This is a genomic window from Streptomyces sp. NPDC032198, assembly GCF_040636975.1.
GTDB lineage: Bacteria > Actinomycetota > Actinomycetes > Streptomycetales > Streptomycetaceae > Streptomyces.
This window is the reverse complement of the sequence record NZ_JBEZVL010000001.1, coordinates 589,215-605,168: the sequence shown is the minus strand read 5'-3', so window position 1 is coordinate 605,168 and position 15,954 is coordinate 589,215. Positions and strand designations below refer to the sequence as shown.

The window sequence follows — 15,954 nt, the reverse complement described above, 5'->3', positions numbered from 1 at the left end:
CCGGCCCACCCCGGGTCAGACGGACTCGCGCCAGCGGTTGGTGATCGGCAGCCGCCGGTCCTTGCCGAAGCCCTTCGCGGAGATCTTCGTGCCCGGCGGGTACTGCCGCCGCTTGTACTCGGCGGTGTCGACCATCCGCAGCGTCTTCACGACCAGCTCCCGGTCGTACCCGGCGGCGACGATCGTGTCCGCGCCCTGGTCCCGGTCGACGTACATCTCCAGGATCGCGTCGAGCACCGGATAGTCCGGCAGCGAGTCCGTGTCCACCTGGCCCGGACGCAGCTCCGCGCTCGGCGGCTTGCTGATGGAGTTCTCCGGGATCGGCGGCGTCTGGCCGCGGTCGAGCGCCGCGCGGTTGCGCCACTCGGCGAGCCGGAAGATCAAGGACTTGTAGACGTCCTTGATCGGCCCGTACGCCCCGACCGAGTCGCCGTAGAGCGTCGAATAGCCCACCGCGAGCTCGGACTTGTTGCCCGGCGCGAGGACGATGTGGCCCTCCTGGTTGGAGAGGGCCATCAGCATCGTGCCGCGCAGCCGCGACTGGAGGTTCTCCTCCGCGAGCCCGGTCAGACCGAGCGACCCCATGTACGCGTCGAACATCGGGGCGATCGGCACCGTACGGAAGTTCAGACCCGTACGCCGGGCCAGCTCCTCCGCGTCACCGATGGAGTGGTCCGAGGAGTAGCGGGACGGCATGGCGACGCCGTACACGTTCTTCGCGCCGAGCGCGTCGCAGGCGATCGCGGCGGTCAGGGCTGAGTCGATGCCTCCGGAGAGGCCGATCAGGACGCTGCTGAATCCGTTCTTCGCGGCGTACGCACGCAGGCCGACCACCAGCGCCGAGTACACCTCCTCGTCGTCGTCGAGCCGCTCGGCGTACCCGCCGGTGAGTTCCGGCTCGTACGCGGCGAGGGGCTCATCGGAGACGGTGACGTGCTCGATGCGCAGTCCGTCGTCCACGATGCCCGACGGCGGCTGCGGCGCGGCGGCCGGGAGGTCCAGGTCCAGGACCACACAGCCCTCGGAGAACTGCGGGGCGCGCGCGATGACTTCGCCGTCCCGGTCCACGACGACCGAGTCACCGTCGAAGACGATCTCGTCCTGGCCGCCGATCATGGCGAGGTAGGCGGTGGTGCAGCCGGCTTCCTGCGCGCGCTTGCGCACCAGCTCCAGGCGCTGGTCGTCCTTGTTCCGCTCGTACGGGGACGCGTTGACGGAGAGCAGCAGGCCCGCCCCCGCGGTGCGTGTCGCGGGGACACGGCCGCCGTCCTGCCAGAGGTCCTCGCAGATGGCGAGCGCGACGTCGACGCCGTGCACGCGCACGATCGGCAGGGTCTCGCCCGGCACGAAGTAGCGGAACTCGTCGAAGACGCCGTAGTTCGGCAGGTGGTGCTTGGAGTACGTCAGGATGGCCTCGCCGCGGTGCAGCACGGCGGCGGCGTCCCGCGGGGCGCCCGCGGGCTGGCCGTACTTCGGCTTGGCCTCCTCGGTGCGGTCGAGATAGCCGACGATGACCGGCAGCTCTCCGTACCCCTCGTCGTTCAGCCGCGTGGCGAGCGCGCGCAGCGCCGCCCGCGAGGCATCGACGAAGGACGACCGCAGCGCGAGGTCCTCGACGGGATAGCCGGTCAGCGCCATCTCGGGAAACGCGACGAGGTGCGCTCCCTGCTCGGCGGAGTGCCGGGTCCAATGGACGATCGCCTCGACGTTCCCGGCGAGATCGCCGACGGTCGAGTCGATCTGATTCAGGGCGAGGCGTAGTTGAGGCACGAGGACCAGTGTAATCGTCAGAGCGACGCGATGCCCTGCGGGGCGGGTGTGGGACGCCCCACTGAGGACGCCCCGGGGGACGCCCCGCGGGGGGCGTCCCGCCTGGGGGTGCCGGTCAGCCGCGGTAGCCGAGGACCGTCATCATTCCTGCCTCCGAGTGATAGATGTTGTGGCAGTGGATCATCCACAGCCCCGGGTTGTCGGCGTCGAAGTCCACCGTCAGGGTGCCGTTCGGCAGGATGACCGCGGTGTCCTTGCGGGGGCCGCCCGCCACGTTCGCCAGGCTGAACGTGTGGCCGTGCAGGTGGAGCGGGTGCCACATCGTCGTCGAGTTGGCGAAGACCAGGCGGACCCGCTCGCCCGCGCGGACCGGGTGGCGGCGGTCGGGGGAGTAGGGCTTCTTGTCGAACGCCCAGTCGTACTTCGCCATCCCGCCGGTCAGTTGGATCCTGATCGTGCGGTCCGGCTTGCGGGACGGGAGCGCCACCGACGGGGCGGCGCGCAGCTTGTCCGCCGTCAGGAGGCGGCCCTTCAGCTCCTTGGGGCGGGTCGAGGGAGCGGGGGCCGCGCCGCCGCCCGTGCGGAGGACCGCGAGCGCCGCCGCCTTCTTGCCCTCGGCCGCCGCCGTCAGCGGGAACGCGCCGTCCTTGGCGGTGACCAGGACGTCATAGCGCTCGCCCATGCCGAGGAGCAGCGCGTCCGTCTTCGCGTGCTCCACCGGGAAGCCGTCCGTGTGGGTCACCGTCATCTCGTGACCGCCGAGCGTCACCCGGAAGGCCGTGTCGCCGCCTGCGTTGATGAGGCGCAGGCGGATGCGGTCGCCGGGGCGGGCCTTGAAGGAGGAAGGGGCGTCCGGCATGCGGCCGTTGATCAAGTAGTGCGGGTAGGCCACGTCGCCCGCGTCGCCGCCCAGCAGGTCACTCTTGGCGCCCATCATCATGCGGGAGGGGCCTGACGGCTTGGTGCTGGTGCTGGTGCTGGTGCTGGTGCTGGGTTCTGGGGACGCGTCCGTGCGGAGGGACATGTGCGACATGTCGTGGCCGCCGCCGTGATCCATGCCGCCGCCTGAGTCACTCCCGTCGCTCATGTCGTCGCCGCCCATGTCGTGGCCGCTCATGCCCTTGCTGAGTTCTGCCAGGACGGCGTCCGGGGTCGAGCCGTCCACGCCGTCGACCCAGTCGTCCAGGACGACGACCCACTCCTTGTCGTACTTCAAGGGCTCCTTGGGGTCGTCGACGATCAGTGGTGCGTACAGACCGCGGTCCTGCTGGGTGCCCGAGTGGGGATGGAACCAGTACGTCCCCGGGTGCGGCACCGCGAAGCGGTAGGTGAAGTCGGCGCCCGGCTTGATGCTCTGCTGGGTGAGGCCGGGGACGCCGTCCATGTCGTTGCGCAGGGCCAGGCCGTGCCAGTGCAGGGACGTGGCCTGGGGGAGGTGGTTGGCGAGCGTGAGGGCGAGGGTGTCGCCCGCGGTGACGCGGACCTCCTTGCCGGGGAGCCGGTCGCCGTACGCCCAGGTCCTGACCGTGCGGCCGCCGAGGTCGAGCTTGGCCTGCGTGGCCATGAGCTTCACCTCACGGACGGTGCCGCCGTCCTTGGTCCGCTTCTTCTCCGCGGCGGCGACCTCCTTGCCGGAGGGGTCGACATAGCCCTCGGGCTCGGAGCCGCCGCCGTGTCCGGCGTGGCCGGAGCCGCCACCGGAGCCGGACCCGGAGCAGGCCGTCAGGATTCCCGAACCGGCGAGGGCGGTCGCGGCGCCGAGCAGGGCGCGCCGCGAAGGGGTGCGGCGGGAAGGGGTGCGGCGGGAAGGGGTGCGCAGGGGTTGATCGCGCATGGCTGAGTACACCTCGTCGTAGTGGTGCGTGCAGATGGGCGCATCTGCTGCTTCTGATACACCGCTCGACGCCCGGAGGTTCCCATCAGGGATCCGCCAGGTCGCGGGCAGTGCGAAGCAGCCGGTGCGCCGGCCTAAATGCGCAGCACCGAGAGGCGGGAGAGGAGTATGCGGGGCGGCGGCGGATTGGGCCGCAGCCCGTCGAGCAGCCGGGCGAGCGGACGCACGGGGACGGCGAAGCCGCCGGGCCGCAGCAGGCCCGCCTTCAGGAGCAGGACGAGGGTGAGGGCGGCGAGGACGGCCAGACAGACGGACAGGGGGTCCATCCCGTCCATCCCGGGCATAGCCGGGTCGCTCGCGGTCGCGCCCGAGGCGCTCACGGTCGTCGCGCCCGTCGCGCCCGTCTCGCTCATCTGGTGTCGGCCGACGTCTTGTTCGGGGCCGCGGTCGTGGCTCGCGGAGAGATCCGCTGCGGCGCTCGACGAGTGAGTCGCCACGGATGCCGTGGAGCTCGGCGAGTGGCCTGTCGGATGGCCCAGCGTATGCATCGTCACGATGCCGAAGAGCAGCGCGGTGAGCAGCAGGAGCTGCTTGCCGTTCGCTGATCTCTTCAGGGCCGCCATGGGCGGAACCTTACCCCCGGCGGGTATTCCGCGACATGCGGGCCCCCGGTGCTCGACTGATCATGAGCCCATGACAAGTACGGACAAAGTGGCACAAGTCGCTCCGGTCGGGTCTGTCGCGTGTCGCGAGGAGCCCGGACCCGATGTCGCCTCCTTCTCCGCTTCCGTCGCCGTGTCGGCCTTCCTCATGCTCGGCGCGGTCGCCTACAGCGCATGGATCCTCGAAGCCTTCCTCGGCACGGGACTCTCGCCGCTGACGTCGTACGTGAGTGAACTCGCGGCCCGGGACCAGCCGTTCAGCACGCTGTTCCGCACGACCGACCTGACCGCCGGACTGTTGATCCTCGCGGGCGCGGCGGGCGCGCTGCTGTGGCTGCCGCGCCGGTGGAGCACGGTCGTGGGGTGGGCGGGACTCGCGCTGTTCGGGGCGGCCACCGCGGTCGACTCCCGGCTGTCCATGAGCTGCGCGCCTACCGCCGACGCGGACTGCATGGCCAGGGAGCGGGCGGGGCTCCTGCCCGCGACGCACGCGGCGCACGTGGTGAGCAGCAGTGTCGCGGTGACGGGGGCGCTGGTGGGGATGGTGGCGCTGACGCTCGCCGCGCGGAGGCACGGGCTCCTGCCCTCCCTCGCGGACTCCACCGGCCTCCTTCTCCTGCTCCTCGAACTGGCCGCCACCGTCTGGACCTTGGCCTCCATCGCTGCCTTCGACGCGGGGTACGGCACGTGGGCGCTGGGGATGGGGCAGCGGCTCCAAGTACTGCTGATCGCGGTCTGGCTGGGGTTCCTCGCGAGGACGGTGGTGCGGCGCGGATGAGTTTCGTACGGATCGGGGGAGTTCCGCACCACGTGCGGGTGACGGGGAGCGGGCCGGTGTGCGTGCTGAGCGCGGGGCTCGGGCTCGCGTGGTTCGACTGGGACGCGGTGGTGGAGATCCTTGCCCCGTCGCGGACCGTCGTCCGCTTCGACCGGCCGGGGTCGGGGCTGAGCGGGCACGCGCGCGTGCCGCCCACGCTTGCGGGCGAGGCCGAGCGGATCCTGCGGATCCTCGACGCGCTCGGCCTCGCGGGACCGGCCACCGTGGTCGGGCACTCCCTCGCGGGCTTCCACTGCGAGGCGTTCGCCCGCCTCCATCCGAAGCGCACGTCGGGCCTGGTCCTCCTCGACTCCAGCGTCGAGGAACAGCCGAAGGTGCGGGTCCCGCGCCGGGTGCGGGTGGGGGCGGCCCGGGTGGGCGGGACGGTACTGGGCGGGGCGGGGCTGCCACGGGCGGTGGGGCCCGCGGTGCGGAGGGCGGCGGTGCGGGGTGACGTGGCGTCGGCGGGGCTGGTGCGGCGGGTCTACGGGGTGAGCCGTGTGTGGCAGGGAGCTCTGCTCGAGTACGCGACGTACGTGGACGCGGCGCGCGAACTCACCGCCCTTCGCCGTGCCTCCCCCCTCCCGCCCCGACTCCGGGCGACGGTCCTCGCGGCGTACGCGGACGGCGCGGGCGGCTGGCTCGCCCGCCAGCGTTCGCTCGCCACCTCCCTCAACGCAACCTTCCACGTGGCAACCCCCTCGGGCCACCTCGTCATGCGGGACGCCCCGGGGGACGTGGCGGATGCGGTACTGACCACGGGGCCCAGCGGCACCCCGTGAACCGCCGCGGGCACGCGGCAGCAACGGCCCAGCCCCCTACGCCCCGCCTCCCCGCAGCCCCCGTACGCTCTCCCGGATCACGATGTGGGTGCCCAGGAGGTGGCGTTCCTGGCCCGCTCGGGGGGAGCCCGCCAGGGCGAGGCGGACCGCCGTGCGGCCCATTTCTTCCGCGGGGATGTGCACGGTCGTGAGGCCGGGGCTGATGTCCGCCGCCACGGGGTCGTCGTTGTAGCCGACCACGGAGACGTCCTCCGGGACCCGCAGCCCGTACTCCCGCAGCGCGATCATCGTGGCCGCCGCCACCCTGTCGTCGCCCGCGAACACCGCCGTGAAGTCCGGCTTTCCGTCCGCCTTCTTAAGAAGGTCCATGATCGCTTCATAACCGTGGTTCTGTCCGAAGCCGATGCCGTGCAGGATCGCCTCCTCGCGCGGCACCCCGTGGTCGGCAAGCGCGCGTAGGTACCCGGCGACCCGGGCGTCGCCCGTGGTGTGGCCGGGCTGGTAGCCGATCAGAGCGATCTTGCGGTGGCCCGCGCCAAGCAGGTGGCTCGTGATCGCGTGCGCCCCCGCCTCGTTGTCGTACTCGACGACCAGCGCGGGGACGTCCGGCGCCGGCGCGGGACGCCCGCACAGGATCAGCCGGGAGCCCGCCGCGGCCAGCGCCTCCGCGTACCGCGCCATCCGCTCGCGGTACTCGTCGTCCTCGATGACCCCGCCCACGAGCACCACCGCCTCGGCGGCCTGCTCGCGCATCATCTGCACCAGGGCCAGCTCGCGGCCCGGATCACTGCCCGTCGACGCGACCAGCGTGAGCCTGCCCCGCTGGGCGGCCTCCATCTCCACGCCCTGCGCGACATGGGCGAAGAAGGAGCTCACCACGTCGAAGGTGAGCACCGCGATCGTCTTGCGGCCCGCGCCCGCCAACGCGCGCGCGTGCGCGTTGGCCACGTAGTCGAGGTCCTTGACGGCCCGCAGCACCTTCGCGCGCGACGCCGTCGACGTCGGGTAGTTGCCCGCGAGGACCCGCGAGACGGTCGCGACCGAGACGCCCGCCCGCGCCGCCACATCGCGGATGGTGACCCGCTCACCCACTGTGTCTCCTCATGTAGCAGTACCCGGTTCATGTAGCAGCACCCGGTCAGGGGCGCGTGCCCGGATCCAGTAGCCGTGCCCGGGTCAAGTAGCAGTATCCGGGGCGGTGTTGCCCCCACGGCAGCCCGCCCCGGACCCATCATCCCGCGCCCGCGCCGGATCAGTGCGCGGCTTCGTACTCCTTCGCGAACTCCTCGCGGGCCTTCTCGCCGCCCTGCGTCTGCCACTTCTTGTAGACGGCGTCCCAGTCGGACAGCTTCTTGCGGCCCGAGACGATCGCCGTGACACCGTCCTCGATGACCTGCTGCATGGACGCGCCCTGCCGGTTGTACGTGTCCGACATCAGGCCCCAGTGGTCGTCACGGACGAGGTTCGGCACGACCGCCTTCTCCCATGTGTGCAGCCGCTTGGTCAGATCGGGGTAGCCCGGGAAGTACAGCGGCTGCGGCGCGTCCATCAGGTAGGCGAAGGGGAGGTTCGTCCGGTTCTCCACCAGGCCGAGCGAGGTGGGGATCGGGTCGCCGTTCTTGTCGTACTCGAAGTGCGTGCCTTCGACCCCGGAGTGCATCAGCTCGTACTCCTTGGAGCCGAACGGCGACGCCAGCCAGTCCAGGACCCGCAGCATCAGCTTGATGCGGTCCTTGGAGGCCTTCTTGATGACGGTGTAGCCGAAACAGCCGCGGTTCTGCTGGTAGACGGGCGTCGCGCCGTCGACCACGTACGGCACGGCCGCGTCCAGCGTGAACTCGTCCTTGATGCCTTGCGCGTTGGAGATGACCGCGCCCCAGCCGTCCGTCATCGAGCGGACCGTGCCGTTGTAGAACTGCGTCTTGAGGTCGACCTGGGAGATCGAGGTGGCGTCGGAGTTGTACGAGCCCGCCTTGCGCATCTTCGCCATGTACTCGAGCGCGGCCTTGAACTCGTCGGTCCCGAACATGTCGGTGACCTTGCCGTTCTTGATCTGCCACTGGTTCGGGGCGCCGTGCCACATCGCGTGGTAGAGGTAGCCGAAGAAGCCGACCGACGAGGCGCCGAGCGCGGACTTCTTGTCCCGCGAGGCCTCCCTGGCCATCGTCTGGAAGTCGGCCGCCGCCATGCCCGGCTTGTAGCCCGCCTTGTCGAAGGCCTCGCGGTTGATGAACATCGCGCCCTGCACCTTGGCGCGCTCGACCGGCAGGCCGTAGATGCCGCCGGAGACGCGGCCCATGCCCTCCCACGCGTACGTGGGGATGTTGGCGAGGTTCGGGTAGTCGTTCACCGCGTCGCCGGACAGGTACTCCGAGAGGTCCGCGCACCGCGACTTCACGAACTGCGACTCGCGCGGCAGGACGTACCCGCCACCGAAGTTGATCATGTCGGGCAGGTCGTCGCCGGACATCAGCGTGGACATCTTGGAGCGGAAGTCCGCGTCCGGCACGACCGAGAACTCGACCTCGACACCGAGCGCCTCGTTCATCGCCTGCCAGTACTTGTTCGATCCGGCCGGCTTCGGCGGGGTGCCGTAGGTGATGGTCATGACCTTGATCTTCTGCTTGCCGTCGCCCGGCTTCTCGGCCGTCGCCGTGACCAGCTTCCCGGGGTACTTGGTGAAGCCGGGCTGTACCCCCGCCGTGGTGGGGGCGAGGTCGGGCTTCGGGCCCTTGGCGGGCGTGTACGTCGGCCACGGTGTGGCCTTCTTGTTGGCGTTGCTGACCGAACCGCCGCCGCTCGAATCCGTGGAGCACGCGGTGAGCAGGGAGGGGGCCGCGACCGCGGCCCCGCCGACGGCTATGGAGCGCAGCAGCGTACGGCGCGACATCGAGGAACCGGACACAGTGACAACCTTTCGAAACCCGGGTTATTGGCTCAGCGGAATGGGCTCAGCACCTGAGGAACTGGCTCAGCTCTTGATGGCGCCCGTGAGCACGCCCTTGGTGAAGTACTTCTGCAGGAAGGGGTAGACGATCAGGATCGGCACGGTGGCGATCACCAGGACGGCCATCTGCATCGTCTGCGGGGCCGACACGTTCGACGCGTCGCTCAGCCCGGTGTCCGCGATCTGCGAGCCGCCCATGACGTACGTACGGAGGACCTGCTGGAGCGGCCAGTGGTCGGACTCCAGATAGATCGAGGCATGGAACCAGGCGTTCCAGTAGCTCACCGCGTAGAAGAGGCCGACGACCGCGAGGGCCGCCTTGGAGAGCGGCAGCACGACCCGCCACAGGATCTGCCAGTCGTTCGCGCCGTCGAGCCGCGCCGCCTCGTACAGCTCTTCGGGAACGCCCTGGAAGAAGCCGCGCAGGACGACCAGGTTGAAGACGTTGATGAGGACGGGGACGATCAGCGCGCTGTAACTCTCGAGCATTCCCATGCCCTTGACCAGCAGGAACGCGGGGATCATGCCGGGTGGGAAGAGGAAGGTGAACAGGACGATCAGCAGGATCGGCTTCCCGCCGTACACCTTGGGGCGGCTCAGCGCGTACGCCAGGAACGTCGTGCACGCCAGTGAGGCGAGCGTGCCGATGATCGTGACGGCGGCGCTCACGCCGAGCGCCTTGGTGACGATGCCGCCCTCGAAGACCTGCTCGTAGGCGCGCAGGGTCGGGTGCGTGGGCCACAGGACCCAGCCGCCGTTGTCGATGACCTCGCGGTTGGAGGCGAACGACGTCGAGACGATGACCAGGAACGGCACGAAGACCATGACCAGGATGGTGACGATCGCCAGGGCCTTGGCCACCTGGGTGACCGGCTTCGGCTTCTCCATCCAGGAGGGGCGTACGGGGCGCATCGGCTTCCCGGGGCGTGTGGGGCGCAAGGATCGCGTGGGGCGTTCGGGGCGTTCGGGGCGTTCGGGGTTCTTGGGCCGTGCCGCGACAGCGGATTTCGTGCTCACTTGTAGACCCCCTGCTCGCCGAGGCGATGGGCGACCTTGTTGGCCGCGAAGACGAGAATCGCGCCGACCACGCCCTTGAACAGGCCCGCCGCCGCGGCGTAACCGGTGTCGCCGCCGACGATGCCCTGCCAGAAGACGAAGGTGTCGAGCACCTCGCCGGCCTCCGGCCCGACCGACTGCCGTTGCAGCAGCATCTGTTCGAAGCCGACGGAGAGGATGTCGCCGAGCCGCATGATCAGCAGCAGGATGACGACCGGCCGGATCGACGGCAGCGTCACGTGCCAGAAGCGGCGCCAGGGGCCCGCCCCGTCGATGGCGGCGGCCTCGTACTGCTGCTCGTCCACCTGCATCAGCGCGGCGAGGAAGATGATCGTGCCCCAGCCGGCGTCCTTCCAGACGACCTGCGCGACGACGAGCGCCGGGTAGGCGTCCGGGTTGCCGATGATGTCGACGGAGTGCAGACCCGCCTGCCCAAGGACGGAGTTGAGGAGGCCGGTGTCGGCGAGCACCTGCTGGAACAGCGCCACGACGATGACCCACGACAGGAAGTGCGGCAGATAGACCACCGACTGCACGAAGCGCCGTGTCAGGTCCGAGGTCAGGCTGTGCAGGAGCAGGGCGAGCCCGAGCGGGACCGGGAAGAAGAAGACCAGCTGGAGCACCGCGAGGAAGAGCGTGTTCCAGGTCGCGTGCCAGAAGTCCGGGTCGCCGAACATTCGGTCGAAGTTCTCGAAGCCGACCCAGGGGCTGGCCCAGAGGCCGTCGAAGGGCACGTATTCCTTGAAGGCGACGGCGTTCCCGATGAACGCGCCGTAGTGGAACACCAGGAAGTACGCGACTCCCGGGACCATGAGCAGCAGCAGGACTCGCGAGGAGTGAAACCGTTTCCATCGCTCATCACGCTTGAGTTTGTTGCCTTTTGGCCGGTTACTGCGCTCGCCGGGCGGCTTCACCGCCTCGGTTTCCGTCCGGTCCTTCGTCACCGCTGGCACGGCAGCCCCTCCGTCGTCGGAACAAGGTGACCGGAATCTAAAGCGGTTACTACCGCCGGTCAACCCCCTTGGCCCCGCGATCTCTTGACCACCGTCCCGACTTCGGCCTAGCCTCCAGGCGCTGTTGGGTAACCGGTTACTACGAGGGATGGTCACGCGTGGCAGACCAGGCAGAGTTGAAGGGTCCACCGATCGCCGCACTCGCGATGAGCGCGGATGTGGCGGACCGGGTGTTCGCCCCCGCCATCCGCGAACGGCTCGCCCGCAGCGTGGACTTGGTGCCCGGTCTGCTCGCCGGGCCGCTCACCGCCCCCGACGCACGGGCCGTGCTCGCCGACACGGAGATCCTGGTCACCGGCTGGAACTGCCCGCCCATCACGGCGGAGGTCCTCGCCCACGCCCCTCGGCTACGGCTCCTCGTGCATGCCGCCGGATCGGTGAAACCCGTGGTGACGGACGCGCTGTGGGACCGGGGCGTGACGGTCTCCTCGGCGGCCGACGCCAACGCGGGGCCCGTCGTGGCCTACACGCTCGCCGCGATCACCTTCGCGGCGAAGGGCGCGCTGTCGGCCGCGGCGGGCTACGCCGCGGGGTGGCCGCCCTTCACCGAGCGGAAGGGCGGTGACGCCCGCACCATCGGCATCATCGGCGCGTCCCGCATCGGCCGCGGGGTCATCGCCGCGCTGCGCGCGTCCGACGTGGGCTGGCGCGTGCTGCTCACCGATCCGTACGTCACGGTGGAGGAGGCGGCCGGGCTCGGCGTGGAGCTGGTCGACCTCTCGGAACTGTGCCGACGCAGCTCGATCGTCAGCGTCCACGCGCCCCAACTCCCCGAGACGCGGGGCATGGTGAGCGAGGAGATGCTGAAACTGATCCCCGACGGGGGCACCGTCATCAACACGGCGCGCGGCTCACTGGTCGACACGGAGGCGCTGGCCAGGGAGTGCGGGGCGGGGCGCCTGGACGCGTTCCTGGACGTGACGGACCCGGAGCCGCTGCCCGCCGGACATCCGCTGCTCGTACTCCCGAACGTACTGGTCACCCCGCATGTCGCGGGGGCACAGGGGAGCGAGGTGCGCCGGCTCGGGGAGTTCGCGGTGGGGGAGGTGGAGAGAGTCCTGGCGGGGGCGCCTTTGCGGGGGAGACTGCTGCGGGAGGAGCTGGCGCGGCTGGCGTAGGGTCCGGTCCGGCCGGAGGCGATCAGTCAGCCCGTCCGGCGTTCGGGGACGAACTCGGCGGAGCCGGTGATGCGCGGTGCCGGAGCCCGGCGGGGCTCTGCGGGGCTCTGCGGGGTCCTGCGGGGTCCTGCGGAGGGGGGCAAGCCCCCGGCCGGGGCGGCAGCAAGCCCAAGCCCAAGCCCCACCCCCGGCCGACTGCCGCAACGTCACGGCTTTGCGCCCCGCGCCTTCAGCAGGTCCGCCATCAGTTCGATCTCCGACTCCTGCGACGCCACCATCCCCCGCGCGAGCCGCACCTCTGCGCCCACCTCGCAGCGGTCCACGCACCCCTCGGCCATGTGGACCCCGCCCTTGTGGTGCTTGGTCATCAGCTGGAGATAGCGCACCTCCGCGGCCCGGCCGCTCAGCTTCTCCAGGCCCTTGAGCTCCGTGTTCGTCGCCATCCCGGGCATCAGGGCGCCGTCCTTGCCCGGCGGCATGTCCCCCATCCCCATCCACTCCATCGGAGCCTGCTCGGGCACCTTCGGCAGCTCCCACAGGTCGAGCCAGCCGAGCAGCATGCCCCGCTGGTTCGCCTGGGTCTGGGCGATGTCGTACGCGAGGCGGCGGATCTCCTCGTCCTTCGTGCGGTCGCGCACGATGTACGACATCTCCACGGCCTGCTGGTGATGCGTCGCCATGTCCCGGGCGAAGCCCGCGTCCGCCGAATCCGTGGAGGGCGACGACGCGCCGGACGAGCCGTCCGACGACGCGACCGCGACCGTGATCCCGCCGCCGGCCACGGCCACCGCCGCGACGGCCCCCACGATCCAGCAGGTGCGCCGCCTCACTGGCCCTTGCCGCCCGTGCAGGCGGCCCCCGGCTCGGGCGTCTGCTTGCCCTGTACGTAGGTGGAGAAGAAGGAGGCGACCTTCGGGTCGGACGCGCCGGTCACCGTGCGCTGGTGGCCCCAGGCCGACAGCATGACCGGATCCTTCTGGTCCTTGACCGGACTCATCAGCGAGTACGGCGTCTGCTTGACCTTCGCCTCGAGCTTCTTCAGGTCCGCGGCCTTCGCCTTGTCGTTGTACGTCACCCAGACGGCGCCGTGCTCCAGGGAGTGCACGGCGTTGCGCTCGGGGAGCTCGTCCTTGTAGACGTCGCCGTTGCAGTTCATCCACACCTGGTCGTGGTCGCCGCCCACCGGCGGGGTCATCGCGTAACTGACGTCCTTGGTGACGTGCGTACGGCCCAGCTTCTTCGCGTCCCAGACCTTCTCGCCGTCCGCGGTCGTCTTGAACGTCGGCGCGGACTTCCCGTCGGCGGCCGTGTCGGAGTCGTCCGCCTTCTGGAAGAGGACGACACCGCCCACGACGAGCCCGGCGACCACCACCGCGCTCAGGGTGATCGTGATGATGCGGCCACGGCGGTCGCGGGCACGCTCTGCCCGGCGCAACTCCTCTATCCGGGCCTTGCGGGACGAGCTGCTCGTGTTCTTGGCGGAACCCATGATGTGTCCTTCGGCGATGCGGCGATACGACGGAAAGGGCGGGACGCGCGTGGCGGAACATGGTGGAGCGGTTCGCTGATCGTAATGGGCGAGCCCGGCGGGCTGTAGGGGCAGTCCGAGCCGCCCGCTGTTACGGCCGCGCCGATCAGCAGGCACTATGGGCACAGGGCGGCACATGGCCCGCAACGTGCCCGAAACGGTGTGGTGGGATGCTCATGTGCCCCGATGCGTCCCCAGCCGCGAGAACAGTGCGCGCACAGCGCGGGAAGAACACGGACGCAGGCGGCCTGACCAGCAATGATGGGTGGAAGTGGAAGATGGACAAGCAGCAGGAATTCGTGCTCCGGACACTCGAGGAGCGCGACATCCGGTTCGTTCGCCTGTGGTTCACGGATGTCCTCGGCTTCCTGAAATCGGTCGCGGTGGCGCCCGCCGAGCTGGAGCAGGCCTTCGACGAGGGCATCGGCTTCGACGGCTCGGCGATCGAGGGATTCGCCCGGGTGTACGAGTCGGACATGATCGCCAAGCCGGATCCGTCGACGTTCCAGGTCCTGCCCTGGCGTGCGGAGGCCCCCGGCACCGCCCGCATGTTCTGCGACATCCTGATGCCTGACGGCTCCCCGTCCTTCGCGGACCCGCGCTACGTCCTGAAGCGCGCCCTGGCGAAGACCTCCGACCTCGGGTTCACCTTCTACACCCACCCCGAGATCGAGTTCTTCCTCCTGAAGGACAAGCCGCTGGACGGCTCGCGGCCCACCCCCGCCGACAACTCCGGCTACTTCGACCACACCCCGCAGAACGTCGGGATGGACTTCCGCCGCCAGGCGATCACGATGCTCGAATCCATGGGCATCTCGGTCGAGTTCAGCCACCACGAGGGTGCGCCGGGCCAGCAGGAGATCGACCTGCGTTACGCGGACGCGCTCTCCACGGCCGACAACATCATGACGTTCCGTCTGGTCATGAAGCAGGTGGCGCTGGAGCAGGGGGTCAACGCGACCTTCATGCCGAAGCCGTTCTCCGAGCACCCCGGCTCGGGCATGCACACGCACCTCTCCCTCTTCGAGGGCGACCGCAACGCCTTCTACGAGTCGGGCTCCGAGTACCAGCTCTCCAAGGTGGGCCGCTCCTTCATCGCGGGCCTCCTGAAGCACGCCGCCGAGATCTCCGCGGTCACCAACCAGTGGGTGAACTCCTACAAGCGCATCTGGGGCGGCTCGGAGCGCACGGCGGGCGCGGGCGGCGAGGCCCCCTCGTACATCTGCTGGGGCCACAACAACCGCAGCGCGCTCATCCGCGTCCCGATGTACAAGCCCGGCAAGACCGGCTCCGCGCGCGTCGAGGTCCGCTCGATCGACTCGGGCGCGAACCCGTACCTGACGTACGCGGTCCTGCTCGCCGCGGGCCTCAAGGGCATCGAGGAGGGCTACGAACTCCCGCCGGGCGCCGACGACGACGTCTGGGCCCTGAGCGACGCGGAACGCCGCGCGATGGGCATCGAGCCGCTCCCGCAGAACCTCGGCGAGGCGATCGCCCTGATGGAGCGCTCGGAACTGGTCGCCGAGACGCTCGGCGAGCACGTCTACGACTTCTTCCTGCGCAACAAGAAGCAGGAGTGGGAGGAGTACCGCAGCGAGGTCACGGCCTTCGAGCTGAGGAAGAACCTGCCGGTGCTGTAAGCGCAGGTCGGAGCGCTTTCCGTTCACTTCCCCGAGGGGGCCCGCAGCCGACGGCTGCGGGCCCCCTCGGCTGTCGGCCTACGGCTGGGCCGTCTGTGGGCCGTCTGACGCTGAACCGAGCCACCAGACGGGACCTCATCGTCACAGGGCTTGGACAGGTGCACGCCTTCCAACTGTGGTGAGGCTTGAGGTTCCGAGCGGGGCCGGTCACCTGCGTTCATGGGCGACCGGCCGTGAGAGTGGCTACCGACTTCCGTCCCCGCCTGGACGGCCGTGAACGACGCTGAATGAGACGGAGACTGAGACGGAAGCCTGCCCGGTCTTCAGGGCCTGAGCTGGATCTGCTGAGGGTCGAAGCAGACCAGCCCCATTGAGTCCGCGAGGGTCGCCGCGTAACCGGAGGCCTCCTCAGCCATGCTCCAGCGCATCGGGAAGTAGACGAGTGGGCCGCGCGCCTCCCCGATCAACGGCCCCGTTGACCAGGGGGAGGTGTCCTCCTCAACCTCGGTCACGTCACACCACCGCTCCAGCAGGGCAGCAACGTAAGCCGCTATGTGTTCGGTCGGCGGATGCTCCGCATCTGTATCGACGTAGCGCTCATAGCGGCCGGTGAACGCCTTGTCGTCCGCAGGACGCTCGTCCTCCCACACAGCCAAGTCGTAGCTCATGCCCGGAGGCTCTCACGCTGAACTGACAGGCGGACCTTGTTGGTGATCTAGGGCTAGTTGAACCAGCGCTGATGAGGCGCGCTCGTGTCCACGGTGCAGAGCCGCTGCCCTCAGCGAGA

The 15,954-nt window shown here is 69.9% G+C and carries 14 protein-coding genes; 4 read left to right on the top strand and 10 right to left on the bottom strand.

Annotated elements, in window-relative coordinates:
- Positions 1-15: 15 nt before the first annotated feature.
- The 3 genes from AB0E78_RS02835 to AB0E78_RS02825 form a co-directional block, all read right to left on the bottom strand.
- Positions 16-1,770 (bottom strand): NAD+ synthase, encoded by a 1,755-nt coding sequence (locus AB0E78_RS02835; RefSeq protein ID WP_361827341.1) that lies wholly within the window; start codon positions 1,768-1,770, stop codon positions 16-18.
- A gap of 115 nt (positions 1,771-1,885) precedes the next feature.
- Positions 1,886-3,604, bottom strand: a complete 1,719-nt coding sequence (locus AB0E78_RS02830; RefSeq protein ID WP_361827338.1) for a multicopper oxidase family protein — start codon at positions 3,602-3,604, stop codon at positions 1,886-1,888.
- A 134-nt stretch (positions 3,605-3,738) separates the two neighbouring features.
- Positions 3,739-4,227 (bottom strand): hypothetical protein, encoded by a 489-nt coding sequence (locus tag AB0E78_RS02825; protein ID WP_361827335.1) that lies wholly within the window; start codon positions 4,225-4,227, stop codon positions 3,739-3,741.
- A 187-nt stretch (positions 4,228-4,414) separates the two neighbouring features.
- On the opposite strand from AB0E78_RS02825, the gene AB0E78_RS02820 reads away from it, so the two are divergent.
- Both AB0E78_RS02820 and AB0E78_RS02815 read left to right on the top strand, forming a co-directional pair.
- A complete protein-coding gene (locus AB0E78_RS02820; protein ID WP_361828488.1) occupies positions 4,415-5,044 on the top strand; it encodes a DUF998 domain-containing protein in 630 nt (209 codons plus the stop codon).
- Positions 5,041-5,865 carry an alpha/beta hydrolase gene (locus tag AB0E78_RS02815; protein ID WP_361827332.1) on the top strand — a complete coding sequence of 275 codons (825 nt, stop codon included), beginning with the start codon at positions 5,041-5,043 and terminating at the stop codon, positions 5,863-5,865. Before AB0E78_RS02820 ends, AB0E78_RS02815 begins: the two co-directional genes overlap by 4 nt.
- A gap of 36 nt (positions 5,866-5,901) precedes the next feature.
- Here the strand turns inward: AB0E78_RS02815 and AB0E78_RS02810 are convergent, their stop codons facing one another.
- The 4 genes from AB0E78_RS02810 to AB0E78_RS02795 form a co-directional block, all read right to left on the bottom strand.
- The gene (locus AB0E78_RS02810; RefSeq protein ID WP_361827329.1) at positions 5,902-6,957 is read right to left on the bottom strand and encodes a LacI family DNA-binding transcriptional regulator; all 1,056 of its coding nucleotides are present in this window, start codon (positions 6,955-6,957) and stop codon (positions 5,902-5,904) included.
- A 160-nt stretch (positions 6,958-7,117) separates the two neighbouring features.
- A complete protein-coding gene (locus tag AB0E78_RS02805; RefSeq protein ID WP_361827326.1) occupies positions 7,118-8,755 on the bottom strand; it encodes an extracellular solute-binding protein in 1,638 nt (545 codons plus the stop codon).
- Positions 8,756-8,836: 81 nt separating this feature from the next.
- Positions 8,837-9,700, bottom strand: a complete 864-nt coding sequence (locus AB0E78_RS02800; RefSeq protein WP_361828486.1) for a carbohydrate ABC transporter permease — start codon at positions 9,698-9,700, stop codon at positions 8,837-8,839.
- A 125-nt stretch (positions 9,701-9,825) separates the two neighbouring features.
- On the bottom strand, positions 9,826-10,680 hold the full coding sequence (locus AB0E78_RS02795; RefSeq protein ID WP_190081452.1) for an ABC transporter permease subunit: 855 nt from the start codon (positions 10,678-10,680) through the stop codon (positions 9,826-9,828).
- Positions 10,681-11,027: 347 nt separating this feature from the next.
- Between AB0E78_RS02795 and AB0E78_RS02790 the strand changes: the two genes are divergently transcribed.
- The gene (locus tag AB0E78_RS02790) at positions 11,028-11,999 is read left to right on the top strand and encodes a hydroxyacid dehydrogenase (RefSeq protein WP_361828484.1); all 972 of its coding nucleotides are present in this window, start codon (positions 11,028-11,030) and stop codon (positions 11,997-11,999) included.
- 206 nt (positions 12,000-12,205) lie between these two features.
- Here the strand turns inward: AB0E78_RS02790 and AB0E78_RS02785 are convergent, their stop codons facing one another.
- Positions 12,206-12,829: a DUF305 domain-containing protein gene (locus AB0E78_RS02785; RefSeq protein ID WP_361827323.1), complete on the bottom strand. Its 624-nt coding sequence runs from the start codon at positions 12,827-12,829 to the stop codon at positions 12,206-12,208.
- The gene (locus AB0E78_RS02780; RefSeq protein WP_361827321.1) at positions 12,826-13,488 is read right to left on the bottom strand and encodes a DUF3105 domain-containing protein; all 663 of its coding nucleotides are present in this window, start codon (positions 13,486-13,488) and stop codon (positions 12,826-12,828) included. Before AB0E78_RS02780 ends, AB0E78_RS02785 begins: the two co-directional genes overlap by 4 nt.
- 317 nt (positions 13,489-13,805) lie before the next feature.
- Between AB0E78_RS02780 and AB0E78_RS02775 the strand changes: the two genes are divergently transcribed.
- Positions 13,806-15,167, top strand: coding sequence for a glutamine synthetase family protein (locus tag AB0E78_RS02775; RefSeq protein WP_160504710.1), 1,362 nt, complete (start codon positions 13,806-13,808; stop codon positions 15,165-15,167).
- Positions 15,168-15,490: 323 nt separating this feature from the next.
- Here the strand turns inward: AB0E78_RS02775 and AB0E78_RS02770 are convergent, their stop codons facing one another.
- Entirely contained in the window at positions 15,491-15,835 is a 345-nt protein-coding gene (locus tag AB0E78_RS02770) for a hypothetical protein (protein ID WP_361827318.1), read from the bottom strand.
- Positions 15,836-15,954 lie beyond the last annotated feature (119 nt).

What these genes read in the sequence shown, in the direction of transcription:
- AB0E78_RS02830 (WP_361827338.1), bottom strand. Translation starts at nt 3,604, where the DNA reads ATGCGCGATCAACCCCTGCGCACCCCTTCCCGCCGCACCCCTTCCCGC.
- AB0E78_RS02825 (WP_361827335.1), bottom strand. Translation starts at nt 4,227, where the DNA reads ATGGCGGCCCTGAAGAGATCAGCGAACGGCAAGCAGCTCCTGCTGCTC.
- AB0E78_RS02820 (WP_361828488.1), top strand. Translation starts at nt 4,415, where the DNA reads ATGCTCGGCGCGGTCGCCTACAGCGCATGGATCCTCGAAGCCTTCCTC.
- AB0E78_RS02815 (WP_361827332.1), top strand. Translation starts at nt 5,041, where the DNA reads ATGAGTTTCGTACGGATCGGGGGAGTTCCGCACCACGTGCGGGTGACG.
- AB0E78_RS02805 (WP_361827326.1), bottom strand. Translation starts at nt 8,755, where the DNA reads ATGTCGCGCCGTACGCTGCTGCGCTCCATAGCCGTCGGCGGGGCCGCG.
- AB0E78_RS02800 (WP_361828486.1), bottom strand. Translation starts at nt 9,700, where the DNA reads ATGGAGAAGCCGAAGCCGGTCACCCAGGTGGCCAAGGCCCTGGCGATC.
- AB0E78_RS02795 (WP_190081452.1), bottom strand. Translation starts at nt 10,680, where the DNA reads ATGGTCCCGGGAGTCGCGTACTTCCTGGTGTTCCACTACGGCGCGTTC.
- AB0E78_RS02790 (WP_361828484.1), top strand. Translation starts at nt 11,028, where the DNA reads ATGAGCGCGGATGTGGCGGACCGGGTGTTCGCCCCCGCCATCCGCGAA.
- AB0E78_RS02780 (WP_361827321.1), bottom strand. Translation starts at nt 13,488, where the DNA reads ATGGGTTCCGCCAAGAACACGAGCAGCTCGTCCCGCAAGGCCCGGATA.
- AB0E78_RS02775 (WP_160504710.1), top strand. Translation starts at nt 13,806, where the DNA reads ATGGACAAGCAGCAGGAATTCGTGCTCCGGACACTCGAGGAGCGCGAC.
- AB0E78_RS02770 (WP_361827318.1), bottom strand. Translation starts at nt 15,835, where the DNA reads ATGAGCTACGACTTGGCTGTGTGGGAGGACGAGCGTCCTGCGGACGAC.